Origin of the sequence: Marinifilum sp. D737 (assembly GCF_026672275.1) — a bacterium.
Taxonomy (GTDB): domain Bacteria; phylum Bacteroidota; class Bacteroidia; order Bacteroidales; family Marinifilaceae; genus Marinifilum.
Window position 1 is genome coordinate 18,362 of record NZ_JANQCD010000046.1, and the last position, 13,286, is coordinate 31,647.

Below are 13,286 nucleotides of genomic sequence, written 5' to 3' on the forward strand. Positions count from 1 at the left end.
AACCATACTGACAACACTTAATTCTCATTGACAATCAACTGGTTATATATTATTAACACCCTACCATTTCGTCTGACAAAAACATAAATATATAACTTGACAAACATGGCAGGCTTATTTCTATTTCATTTTTCTTACCTTGCAAAGTCGAGCTAAGAATAAACAATAAGAAATATTCTTATAACAGAAAAACAAATCAAGTATTAATGCTTAATACCAGAATTATAGCATCCATATTTTTGTTCCTTAGTGCCTATTCACCACTTTGGGGAATTTTCCTAATTCAGGATCTAGATTTTGAAACTTGGAAGCTATCTCATCCTGCTCTAGTTTGGACTGGCATTTGCATAAGTATTTTCTCTTGTGTTATAATTCTTTTTGCAGTTAGACAACCCAAAATATCAGTTCCTCCTGTAAAAGTACTATATGCTTCCAATAGATCTAGCGACCTATTAAATTACAGCATCCCATATATGGTATCCTTTTTCGCTTTGGATCTGGATAGTATAAACTCCTTATTAAGTTTTGCTTTTTTTATGCTGATACTTTACCTATTAACATTAAAAACTCACAATATATTTCTTAACCCTACATTAGCATTGTTTGGATACAATTTATACAATATTTCTTACGAGCAAAACTCTGAAATAATTGAAAAATGCTGCCTTGTACAGGGTAAAAAACCACTAAAGAATGATAAATGTAGAATTATTGTACTATCAGAAAACATTTCACTTGTAACCGAAATTAATCCTAAAATCTAAAATAATGGAAGAAATAGTAAATATCATTGATACCATTCAAGAATCATTTGAAACAGTTAAAGACATTGATTGGACCCAAGCTACTGTTTCTTTATACATTGTAAAACGTAGACTTAGAAACAGATCAGCTAGCTATACAGTAAACTTGGTTAATATCCAACCAAACTTAGGTTATAAGCTTAGAAACATTGCTAGTAACAAGATTGAAGCATCTAATGAAGCTCTTGAATATGATTTCAACACTTCCGATTTAGATGATAATGTACTGGGTATTGAAGTTGAAGATACAGATTTAAAGCAAATATTAATCGATATCAATTCTGCCGAACCGGTTCCTACAGTTAATGACATGCAAGATCTACTCAATTCCTGGGTTTATATTGCAAGATTGGATGTAGAAGGGCAAGAACCATTATATACGGTTCGAAAAATTTCTGATGGTTGGAAGGCAAAAAAAATACGCCAACCAGGATTAAATATGATTTTTTCAGATAACATGCTTGTTGATTTAGAACAACAAAACATTTTTAAAATTGATAATCAGGTAGATTTTTTCTCATTTAATGGAACTATTTTCATTGCCAACAAAAGAAATTTCGAATCTGCTTTGAATTTTCGAAATGGTATGGAAAAAAATAGAGATGAGATCATTGAAGAATTCAAAACTAAAAACCTATTTGTCAACGCAGATGAAATCAAGAAACTAATTGGAGATAGCTTGCCTAGATTAAGAAAACTATCACAAGTAAAAAAGGCTGGCTACTATCTCGATCAAGATTTTCTAACTGGATTACAAATGGTTTCAGAAGATGAAGAATGGGATATTTCTTATTCTGAAGATGGAAAAATGATCGTTACAGAAGATAATATTGACTCAGTTCTAGTTGTACTTAACAATGGTCGACTTACTTCCAAAATCAACGATGAAAGTTTTGATGTTGATGTGAAGCATAAGTACGATCCAAGCAAATAAATAATCCTATATCATTTTTAACCGAAAAACTACTTCAAAATGATTGAATTACTTTCCCTAAAAAATGTAGCTACATATAACGAGCATGGAATAGAATTACCGTATTTAAAAAAAGTAAACTTTCTGTATGGAGCTAATGGAAGTGGGAAAACAACTCTTTCCAACTATCTAAAAAATCCTGAAGAAGGTTGTTTTGAAAGTTGCGACTTAAAATGGTATAACAATCAACCAATGAAAACATTGGTGTACAATAAAAAATTCAGAGAAGAAAATTTTGGTAATGGGGAAATAGATGGTGTTTTTACACTTGGGAAAGCTAATAAAGATGAAATCGAAATTATTAAAGCGAAACAAATTCTTCTTGATGATATTAAAAAGCAAGGGCTAAACTGCCACAAAACGCTAACAACTCAAAAGGAAGATCTGGACAGACTTGAAGATAGCTTCAAAGAACATATATGGAAAGCTTTCTACAAAAGATATAGTACCAAGTTTGAAGCTGCTTTTGTAGGCTTCAAATACAAAGAAAAATTTAAAGAGAAATTAAAACTTGAATTTCTTAATAATAAATCAGAGCTACTTTCTTTAAATGAGTTAGAGCAAAAATCAAAAATTATTTTTCAAAAAGAACCAGAAACGAAGACTCCTTTTGAACTCTTTGATTTTAACCCATTAATTGAATTAGAATCCTTATCAATATGGAATGATAAAATAATAGGAAAAACAGATATTGATATTGCCAAGCTTATTCAAGAATTAAATAATCCTGATTGGGTTAATCAAGGAATTCAATATATAAACGAAAATGACATTTGTCCGTTTTGTCAACAACCAACTATAACAAAAGAGTTTAAAGAAAAATTGGAAAAATACTTCGATGAATCGTACAAATTGTCCATTTCTAAATTATTTGAAGCTCAAAATAAGTTTAATCTATTCACCGAAAAAGTTCTTGACAAATTAGAATCTACTTTAGAAAAAGAAAAGCAAAAAAAAGAACCTGATCTTGATATAGAAAACTTCTCAAATTTAGTTAAAGCAATCGAATCTCATATTATTGCCAATAGAGAGGTAATTACTCAAAAGCTAAAAGAACCAAGTCGTAGTTTGAGTTTAGTAACATCAGAAGATATAATTGAACAAATTAATAATCAAATAAACTCAACTAATGAACGAATTGCCACACATAATGATCTGGTTAAAAACTATAAAGCTGAGAAACTACTTTTAATCAATTCCTTCTGGCGTTTTTTAATTGAAGAAGCCAAACTTGTAATTCATGACTACATTACTAACGAAAGTAAAATAAGAAAAGCTATTAATGGTCTTGATAAACAGATTAAGAATAAGAGAGATGAGTATTCAAAATTGAAAAAAGAAGTTACTGAATTAAATAAAAATGTAACAAGCATACAACCTACAATTGATGAAATAAATAGAATATTAAATCAATATGGCTTCTTAAATTTTAGCATTCAGCCATCAAAAACATCTAAAAATCATTATCAAATACAAAGGGAAGATGGTTCTATCGCAGAGTCAACTTTAAGTGAAGGGGAAGTTACTTTTATTACCTTTTTATACTTTTTACAATTGGCCAAAGGAGCTACCAACGAAACAGAAATTTCCGAGAATAGGATATTAGTCGTAGATGATCCAATATCAAGTTTGGATAGTACTGTTTTATTTGTTGTAAGTTCTCTACTAAAAGATATCATTAAAGACATTAAATCTAATAATTCGAATATTAAACAAATATTTGTATTAACCCATAATGTATATTTCCACAAAGAAGTTTCATTTACAGATTCCCGCAAGCAAGAACAAGGAGATACAGAATTTTGGATTCTTAGAAAAAATGAGAATACAACTAGCATAAATTCATACGGGAATAAAAATCCAATTTCGTCATCGTATGAACTTTTATGGAATGAGGTTAAGGATTGGAGACAGAATTCTGGCATTAGCTTACAGAATTCAATGCGTCGAATTATTGAAAATTACTTTAAGCTACTAGGACGTTACAAAGACAATGATCTAATACAAAAATTTGAGACTGTAGAAGAGCAAAGCATTTGCAGGTCACTCCTTTGTTGGATAAATGATGGATCGCACAGTATGCCTGACGATTTATTTTTGGAACACCCAGAAGATACATCACAAAAATATTTAAACGTATTCAGAAGAATATTTGAAGAAACCAATCATATCGAACATTACAAAATGATGATGGGTGAAGAACTAAAAGAGGAGTTTGCTTATAGTTAGTCGATCCTTATGAACCCAATGCATAACATCTCTTAAGCTACTTGTTGTAAGAATTTCTCCACAACTATTCAATATATTGTGGAGAAATTGATTCTTTATCATTTAAAACCAAACCTCCATTTATGATCCTTAATCCTATCTAACAAGGAATAGAACTTTACATTTTCGAGTAGAAAAGTCTGCTACCCCAGATAGTCCAGGAAACCATTAATTGGAGATCGATCTTTCACATTTTTGTCGACTAATATTTTTAATCTTTTGAAATGACAAAAAGATACAAGAGAATTTTTTGAGACAGACACTGTTTATAAAAAAGCTCTCCTTCCATCAAAATCGTTTTTTTTCTTACAATTCCATCCAACAAATCAGAATAACTATCAGATTAAAACATATTCTATTTAGATGATTCTTCTACCTTAACTTCCCCATTATTTCAAAACTCACGAGCTGTACCGAGTAATAAATTTTCAAACGGATGTGTGGAAAATTTCAAGTGGTTGTGCAAGGGTTTTCCGTAGCTAAAACATGGCTTGCTCTTAACCAAATGTTGTTAGCAAGTCTTGCTGATAAAAAACAACTAAATCGAAAAGGCTGGTAATATATAAACTCCAGAATCTTTCAGTTTTTTTAGTTTGTAAAAAGTTTTAACTACTCCTCTAAGCGGCCTCAGATTTCGAAATTTATCTGTGCTTATGGACATCTTATCCCAAGACAAATTTTAACATATGCCATATAGATTCCATAAAATCACAATAAGCTTATCCCCCAAAAAAATCTGATAAAGAAAAACAATGTAACCCCATAATCCCTTAATTATCTTTGCATTAAAAACTCATGTAAATCTATGTAAACCCATTGTAAACCTTAATGCAATCACATAGACAATTGATTATATGTACTTTATAAATAATAATACTATAAAGGTTTACAGGTTTACAATGATTTTTCAATTTATCTATAATGAAGTTTTTTTAAGCCAAAAAAAAAGAATCCACCATGCAGCAGATTCTTTCCTTTATTTTAAGCAGTTTTAACGCTTTAACTTTTGAGCTTTGGTCAAGTTCTTATAAGATTTAATATACTCTTCCAATGCCTCCTCAATCACCTTTCCGATAGGTTTTCTATCGTAATAGGCAATTGCTTTTATTTTATCCAACTGTGTTGCATCGTAGTAATAAGTTGCTTTAATCCCTTTCCTTATTTTTTTATCAGATTCTTTTTTTTCGGAAGTGCTGGCTTGTAATAATCCATCAATACCCGATTTAAAATTCTTTCCTGCCATAGTATATGGTTTTAATGGTGTTTATGGTATCAATTAGCAAAATATTAGGATTGCTTGCTTAAAAATTCCTCACATAGTTTTAAATAGTCTTCAGCTCCATTACTATTGGGTGCATATCGAAAAATATCTAAGCCAGCGGAAGGTGCTTCTGCAAGAGAGATATTCTCTCGAATGGTGGTGTTATATAACCTTCCCTTGAAGTGATTTTTCAAAGCCATCTGCACATCACGATGTAAAACCTTACGGTGGCTAAACTGCGTAATAAGTACTCCTTCCAGTTTTAATTTCGAGTTAATTCTAGATTTAATTTTTTTAGCAACATCTGCTAGCCCGCTCAAGCCCTGAATACTCAGATGATGGGGAAGAACAGGAATTATAAAGGTATCGCAAGCAGAAAGAGCATTTAATGCAATTAAACCAATCGAGGGGGAACAATCAATTAGAATAAAGTCATATTGATCCTTAACTGGCTCTAACAATTCTTTAAGTAGATATTCCCTGCCTGGCTCATTATTCATTTCGTTTTCCAATGCGCTCAAATCCATACAAGATGGAACAAGACTTAAATTATTCATAACCTCTATTGGTAAAAATTCAGTCTCCCGTTTTAAAGCTTGATATATATTATTTTCAACATCGCAGATTCCTAACGATTGAGATAAGTTGGATTGCGGATCCATATCCACAAGTAATACTTTCTTTCCTTTTAAACCGAGAGCATTAGCTAATGAACAGGTGGTCGTTGTTTTCCCCACTCCTCCTTTTTGATTGATGATTGATATTATTTTAGCCATAATTCTTTTTCTAATGGTAAATTTTCAAATTCAAATAAATATGCACTTCCTAATCCTTTAATAGTATGAGAATCAACTCGACCCTTTAGCCAGGTCTTAACAAATGACTTCTGGTCTTTCAATAAGGCTAATAATGTTCCAGAATCTAGTTCAGATTGGTTTTGAGAAAGGCAAAATCTCCTATACAGTGGATAAAGTAATCCGAAGTGAATTCCTAACAAATCCTTTCCATTATGCTTAATGAACCTAAAATGTTGTTTATTCAATTTAGATTCTGATTTTAAAAATTCTACTATTTTCCAAAATTGATTTATCTCACTCACATGCTGCAGAGACTCTTCCTGCTCTCTAGCATTTTCCGTCAAACAGTCATACAACTCTTCATGTTTCACTGGAAAATTCAACTTAACACACATTATTTTATAGATCGCTAAGAGCAAAGTAATATGCTTTACATTTCGTTCAGAATATTTTGCAGTTTTTGGATTCTGAAACTTCAAATCATGATAAATAAGATCGAATTGTTCCCTAAACTCTCTAACAAAATGCGATCGGTGATTCAATATTTCTAATATCACTTTACCAAAACCAGCTTTTGCCTCTTTTTTAAGAATCTGAAAAGCTTTGGTTTCTTCATCTGAAAAGAGATGACTCGAAAAGTTTAAAATAATCATTCGACTATATAAGGCTGAAGACATAGTAGGCAAGTAATTCCCATCTAACATGATTGCTGAATTAACCTGAATATCATGAGTTTTGTTATCATTGGAAAGTTGAGCTCTTGAATATCCATCACCATCATAAGCAGTCTTTAAGAATCCTGTAATTTTAGATTCAATTTTTGCGTTTAACTCTTTAAGATACAATAAGGCATTTCGTTGTTGATCCGCACTTCTCGCAACGGATTTAGAAGTCGATCCTCCCTCTAGTGAGACCCCTCTATTCCCTGATCCAAATAAGCTTAAGAAGAATTCTGAAAATGTCGTTTTACCAACTCCATAATCCCCAAACAGAAATAGAAAAGGATAAAAGCCCAATTCCCTGAATATATAATCCCGAAATAATCCACCTATCACAAAGCACATTCCAACCACTGCTTTATCATGATAAGCTTTATAGAGTAAATCAGCCCATTCCGCAAATTTTATCCTGCCAGATAAAAATTTGAATCTTTTTTCCTTGTCATACCATATAGAATGCTTGTTAATTATACTAAAAGCTGGAATATATAGAGATTTTCCATTAGCTTTTACAACACCAAACCTATCAACTTTACAAAAATCTCCTTCATGAATTATTCCATTACTGAAGGCATACAAATTATATTCGGATTGATACCCTAATATGTCAATATTATTGGCTGTTTCCTCCCTTTCCCTTAACGATTCAAGAATAACATCCAACTCGTATTGTGACCCCAAAAAGGAAAAACCACCAACCGATGCAATACTGGATTTGAATGATTTTAAGTTTAAATTTTTTGAAGATATTGTTAAAAGTACAGATTTACCAGATCTGTTTTGAAGTAAAAAAATTCGTTTAGCATCATCCGATCCATCCGGTAAAAAGTAAAGAACTTTCATGATAAAATTAGAAATTCTTCTCTCTCGCACTTTCCCTTTAAATTGATCCTCTACATAGTAACAGCTATTTCTTTTAAAAAATCCAACATCATTAACATCTCTTTTCTCATCTTCCGAATCGGCCATATATTCAGGGTAAAGCTGTTTGTAGTTTTCAACCTGCTTTAAGAAAGAGAACAAATTATTATCCTTTAAAAGATCATTTATATCCTTCCCTTCTGGAACTATCAATTTGTGAATAGAAATTACCGATATATTCCATTCCATTATTTTCTGATAGAGAATTTTAGCAGCTTCATTCCCTCCTTTATCGTTGTCTAATGCTATTACAACCTTTTTATTTTGAATAAATGATTCAATTCCTGACTTTGAAATTTTATTAGTAGCACTAAAAATTGCTATACCTGAATAAACAGGATACAAAGACAAAGTATTTATAACACCTTCCGTAATAAAAATAGTATCCTTGTTTTCTTGATAACAATTAGTATATAAAGACTCGTTTAAAGAACCTTGATTGAGATAATTACATCGTCCTACTTTTTCTTCTAAATATCTCTTGTTTATTAATCTTTCTTTAGAATCAAGAAATACAACTCCATCAGGATTTCCATTCTGTGAATTATTCTGATAAAAGGCATTGGGTGGTAATTTTCCACAATTAATTCCTCGTCCTTCAAGATAAGATTTGGCTTGATTTATTGGATTGCTTCTTATTGCAAAAATTTGCTTTTCGACAACTGTTCTAAGGCTTGTTCCATATTCCTTATAGCGGTATTCAGGAAATAAATTACTTGTCAAATATTTAAGAACTTCCGACATTTCTGAATCTAACTTCTCCTTTGCAATATTAAAACAATCCATTGCCTTACCTGAAGAAGCAAAGTTCTTTAGCCAATATTTACCATCACTTAATTTAATAGATGTAGAGGAAGTCTTCTCTTCGTGAGTCTTAAACTTATTCTTTAATGTAGCTTGTGGAAAAAAATGCTGAATAATTTTCAATTGCATTTCAGGACTTTGATTTATCCTATCTATTAGGTTAATAGATCCATTTTTGTTATTTTTGCTCATAGATTACACATGAATAATGTGGCGTATTTAAATTTAGGTGAATGTGGCGTTCACCTTTTTTTATTTTCTACATACTCATTCCCTTTGAGGAATCTAACTTCTTCTTCCGTTTTTTCTTTTTCTCTTTCTCAGAGTTGTCATAGTTGTTTTCTAGTTGTTTATTGTTAAGTTCAGAAACAAGCTGAGAAAAATCATCGTCCCAGTTATCACACCCACTAGCAAGGCGTACAAATACGTTTTCATTTTTAGAGATATCTTTGCTTCCTGAACTTCTTTGCTTGCTTCTGTCATTTTTTCGATCTGAAACTCTGCTTTTTGAATTAAATGACTTAGATTCTTCTGCTGCATTTGAGTTTCGAACACCTCTTGTCTTATCGAAAGAACTATTCCATTTAGATTGGCCGTAATTGGAAGAAGAGCCTCCGATAACTCTTGTATGTTTTTCCTGTTGGTATTCTGCAAGCGTTCTACCTGCTGATCTAAGAGCTCTGCTTTCTCCTTTAATTGTTGTCTGGCCTGCTGTTTTATCTTTTCCATTATTTAATTGAGTTTTTATTTTATTCCAGGAATAAGCTTTTCCTAGCTTAGAACCTTTAAACGAAACTCCTTCATATTCGAAACTTATACCAAAAGTTTGTCCTGATTTTGATTTATGAAATTGCACATTAGCGCCCATTTGATTCATAATATTTTGAAAATGCTCTTGATCTGCACTAAATTTTAAAGTTTCTTTTATCATTTCCTGCAACTGTACTTTTATTGGTGCTAAAGCTGTTCGCTTATTAAATTCAAACTCTCCTTTAGAAAGAGCTTTTTCATTTGCCTCAGAAGAAGATTTTACTTGTTGAAGCCCAAATTCTATTTCCAATTCTCGAATTATCTTTTCAGAACGTTTATAATTCCATTTATCACTAACAACTTTACCATCCATATCGATACGATTAGCAATAATATGAATATGGGGACATTCCGTATCTGCATGACGATAAATCACAAATTGACTATTTCTATAACCCATTTCTTCAAGATATTTCTCACCTAGCTCCTGAAACTGATGATTGGTTAGATTCTCTTCAGGAGAAATGCTTAATGACACATGATAAACAGCCTTAGAAACATTGGGTTTTAAGGCTCTAATCATACCAAACTCTTTGGCTAGGGATCTGGAATCTCTGCCGAGCATATTGCTAGCAATTATTTCAGCAACGCCTTTTTTGACTTTTTCTTCATTATAGTTTAAAACAGATCGGAAGGAAGTGCCTATAACCTGCTTACCTATCATTTTTGAAACACTTCATTAATCTTTACTAATAAACTTTTCACCTCCAATAATTGCTGATAAATTTTTGGATACTGATGCTGATTAATTTTTCTAGTTAACTGATTCACATTACTCCCTAAGCCTACCAATTGCCGATAGTAGGCTCGATGCATTGGAGAAACTTTTATCTGTAATGCTTTTTTTGAGAATGCTGAAGTTCTTATCCAATTAGCAGGAGATAAACCAGTTATTTCAGCCTGTTTCAGAGCGTAGGATTTTTCGCTATCCGTTAATCGGATATTTAGCTGATTAATACGTAAATCCTCCTGCAGTTTTCTAGGTCTCGCCATATTAAATTACTTAGACAATTCATCATCAATTTCTTTATCTATTTCAGAGTGAGTTTTAACTTTATATTTATGCATAAACTCATCTAAATCTTCTGTGAAGAATCGCCATGACTTACCTATTTTTGCTCCTTTGATTTCTCTCCTTCCTAAATATTCCCTAAATGTTGGAACTGGCATTCTGCAATATTCTGCAGCTTCCGACAAGACAAGGACTTCATTTTTCTTTTTAGAATTCTCTTTGAATGGCTGTTCTGATAAAACATTTTTAACAGCAACCTCTATAAATTCTTTTAAATCATTTGGGCTTACAACAATTACACTGTTCATATTAATACCTCCTATTTTTTTAATATACCATTCATCGATACAAACCGAACTGTCAGATTTTCTTCTCATTAACAATCGTGAGAATGATACAAATACATTTATTACAGATTCATATGGACAATAATAATCGTTAATAAATTGCGTAACAAAATATTCCCAGTTTTGACAAATGCAAAACTGGGAATCAACTATATTAAATCATTGAAAATAGGTTTAGGCTCAACACCTAATCACTTAAATTTCATTTACATTTTCTAGGACAGTGTCTCAATTAAAACAACATTTCTTTTGTATTTTCTATTGTAATCCATGAAGTCTTCTTTTGCCTCAATACGTGCTACTTCTGAAAGTAACGGAAAGATTCTGTTGATATCAGTTGGTAATTTATTTCCTACTATTCTGCTATCTTTCTCTTTTACTTTGTTGTATCTTTCTGTTAATTTATGAGCATTTACAATTCCATGTCTTTTAGCAATCTGTTTATAATTACGGGCATTAACCTCTTCTCCTTCATAAAAACAATACAATGCAATTTGACTAATATCAAACTTTCCAATTTGAAGATTATCCAAGGCCCAAGCTCTATGAATTTCTGGCAAATGGAATATTGCCTTAGCATCTTTTCTCCTCATATTATCTTCTTTCTCCTCTATTAAAATATCTTTCTGTAATTGCTTTACAATATCCAAGTGCTCAATTAGATTATTCATTTTTTTGAGCTTTGATATCAATTTATTTCTATGGAACAAATACAATTTAAAACTATACATGCCAAACCTTCTGTCTATTCTATAGTCATCTAAAAACCTTTGATCCCAATTTTCAAACTCACCTCGGACAAAGTCTATCATTTTATCAATCTGATCTTTTTCAATTGTTTTAATACCATTTTCTTTACTGAATTTAAGAATGGCTTTCATTTTTATATGAATGTCATCAATTACTCCTCTAATCTTAGGCTCAAAATAATGTAACCCTTTCCAACAAGACTCACCATCTTCAAGTGTTATGTTTTTAGCCATTTCAAAAAGTTCTTCTCGATCTATATTGTATTTTCTAATTGGAATCATTCTTATTCAAATTTTAAAAGTTTATTAACATTCTTCACTTTCTCTTCATTAGAGATACTAGCGATATATTTATCAATTACTTTCATACTGGAGTGGCCAACACTTTCAGCTATTGTATGGATATCAACACCTGAACGCACAAGTACAGTAACAAAAGAATGTCTCGCATAGTAAGTAGTAACAGAAACATTTAAGTCCAATTTTTCGGATATCCGTTTCATATACTTGTTCACTTGCTTAACAAACTGCTGCACTTTTTTCTTTATTTCCTCCTCATTTGGATTTCCCTCGAGAACCGGAAAAATAAAACCATCCTTCCTCCCTGACTGATTACCCCAACGCTCTATTATTTCCTTGTTCTTATCAATTAGTGCAATAGAGATTGTTTTTGCAGAACGATTGGTGTATTTCACTTTTTCCCGAGCATAAACAATTGTATCACAATAAATGTCTTTATATTTTAACAAGCACACATCCTTCATGTTGATACCATTTCCCAAATAAGAAAACACCCACATATCTCTGTAGTAATGCTCTGGTGATCCTGGCTCTGGAGAATAATTAATAATCTTCCCAATTTCTTCAAGAGTTAAAGCTTTCTTTGGATTTTCAGGTTCGGGTGATTTATAACGACCTCTTTTAACATCGCCAAATGGACTTTTCTTACTATCAAGAATGCCATCTTCTATAGCATCATTAATTATCTTTTTCAAAGGTCTGCAATATATTCCAACTGTAGTTCTACTATGGCCATTCGCTATCATCCAATTTTCAAATTGTCTTAAAAAAGTTGGAGTAATTGTTTCAAATGCAATAGATTTCTTACCATGAAATTCTTTTAGTTTTTTCATGGAGTACTCATAATTCTGAGCAGTTCCTAACCTATCTTCAGATTTCAATTGAGCTATGTATCTTTCGTAATAAGTGTAGACACTTTTTGCATCTATACGTTTCTTTTTGAAATGCTCTTTAAACTCAGAAAAAGAGAATTCATCCATCATATTAATGATGGAATATGCTCTCATCAAGTATGTATGAATAATAACCTTTTTCTCTTTTAGATCTGAATTTATTCTTCTCTCAAATAGCTTCAAGTAATCCTTCTCTGTTAAAGAAATTTTAGTTGAAAAATAAGCTGGATAACGTTGATGAATTATTTTTAACTTTACAGAAGATGTTCCGTCTTTTCGTTTTCGAACTGTATCTAGAAATGCCACTAGTGAAACACCCTTTTCACTTCTTAAAGCCTCTTCATTAATTTCTGGATGAACAATTACAGGTAGTTTTTTCGACATTTTAATATTTGAATAATTTTTGCACTAACAAAATAACTAACAAAAATTATTTACAACTAGTTATTTTGAATTATCAACTATAACAAATCTACCTGAAATCCTTATAAAATACAATACCCATAGGTAACTAGAAAAAACAATACAGTTAAGGCGTTTGACTGGCAGTCAAAAGGTCACCGGTTCGATTCCGGTACTCTCCACCCTCAAATCAAGGCGGTTATGGCATTTATGTCGTGGCCGCTTTT

Annotated in this window: 11 protein-coding genes; 3 read left to right on the top strand and 8 right to left on the bottom strand. The window is 31.6% G+C overall.

All coding sequences use genetic code 11. The features are described from left to right. The first annotated feature begins 206 nt into the window (after positions 1-206). The 3 genes from NQ163_RS18640 to NQ163_RS18650 are packed head-to-tail and all read left to right on the top strand — an operon-like array spanning position 207 to position 4,005. Positions 207-764 (top strand): hypothetical protein, encoded by a 558-nt coding sequence (locus NQ163_RS18640; protein ID WP_268191844.1) that lies wholly within the window; start codon positions 207-209, stop codon positions 762-764. A 4-nt stretch (positions 765-768) separates the two neighbouring features. After that, complete coding sequence (locus NQ163_RS18645; protein ID WP_268191845.1) at positions 769-1,737, top strand: Kiwa anti-phage protein KwaB-like domain-containing protein; 969 nt, start codon at positions 769-771, stop codon at positions 1,735-1,737. 39 nt (positions 1,738-1,776) lie between these two features. Beyond that, the gene (locus tag NQ163_RS18650; RefSeq protein ID WP_268191846.1) at positions 1,777-4,005 is read left to right on the top strand and encodes an AAA family ATPase; all 2,229 of its coding nucleotides are present in this window, start codon (positions 1,777-1,779) and stop codon (positions 4,003-4,005) included. A gap of 1,030 nt (positions 4,006-5,035) precedes the next feature. Here NQ163_RS18650 and NQ163_RS18655 read toward each other — a convergent pair. From NQ163_RS18655 to NQ163_RS18690, 8 genes are all read right to left on the bottom strand, one after another. Continuing rightward, positions 5,036-5,287: a hypothetical protein gene (locus tag NQ163_RS18655; RefSeq protein WP_268191847.1), complete on the bottom strand. Its 252-nt coding sequence runs from the start codon at positions 5,285-5,287 to the stop codon at positions 5,036-5,038. Positions 5,288-5,331: 44 nt separating this feature from the next. After that, complete coding sequence (locus NQ163_RS18660; RefSeq protein WP_268191848.1) at positions 5,332-6,081, bottom strand: ParA family protein; 750 nt, start codon at positions 6,079-6,081, stop codon at positions 5,332-5,334. After that, positions 6,069-8,738, bottom strand: a complete 2,670-nt coding sequence (locus tag NQ163_RS18665; RefSeq protein ID WP_268191849.1) for a toprim domain-containing protein — start codon at positions 8,736-8,738, stop codon at positions 6,069-6,071. The genes NQ163_RS18660 and NQ163_RS18665 overlap by 13 nt, the downstream gene beginning before the upstream one ends. 67 nt (positions 8,739-8,805) lie before the next feature. Beyond that, the gene (locus NQ163_RS18670) at positions 8,806-10,020 is read right to left on the bottom strand and encodes a relaxase/mobilization nuclease domain-containing protein (RefSeq protein WP_268191850.1); all 1,215 of its coding nucleotides are present in this window, start codon (positions 10,018-10,020) and stop codon (positions 8,806-8,808) included. Beyond that, on the bottom strand, positions 10,017-10,349 hold the full coding sequence (locus NQ163_RS18675) for a plasmid mobilization protein (RefSeq protein WP_268191851.1): 333 nt from the start codon (positions 10,347-10,349) through the stop codon (positions 10,017-10,019). The genes NQ163_RS18670 and NQ163_RS18675 overlap by 4 nt, the downstream gene beginning before the upstream one ends. Positions 10,350-10,355: 6 nt before the next feature. Next, entirely contained in the window at positions 10,356-10,745 is a 390-nt protein-coding gene (locus NQ163_RS18680; RefSeq protein WP_268191852.1) for a helix-turn-helix domain-containing protein, read from the bottom strand. A 185-nt stretch (positions 10,746-10,930) separates the two neighbouring features. Further along, positions 10,931-11,746 carry a hypothetical protein gene (locus NQ163_RS18685; protein WP_268191853.1) on the bottom strand — a complete coding sequence of 272 codons (816 nt, stop codon included), beginning with the start codon at positions 11,744-11,746 and terminating at the stop codon, positions 10,931-10,933. 2 nt (positions 11,747-11,748) lie between these two features. Then, positions 11,749-13,041, bottom strand: a complete 1,293-nt coding sequence (locus NQ163_RS18690; RefSeq protein ID WP_268191854.1) for a tyrosine-type recombinase/integrase — start codon at positions 13,039-13,041, stop codon at positions 11,749-11,751. Between the last annotated feature and the right edge of the window lie 245 nt (positions 13,042-13,286).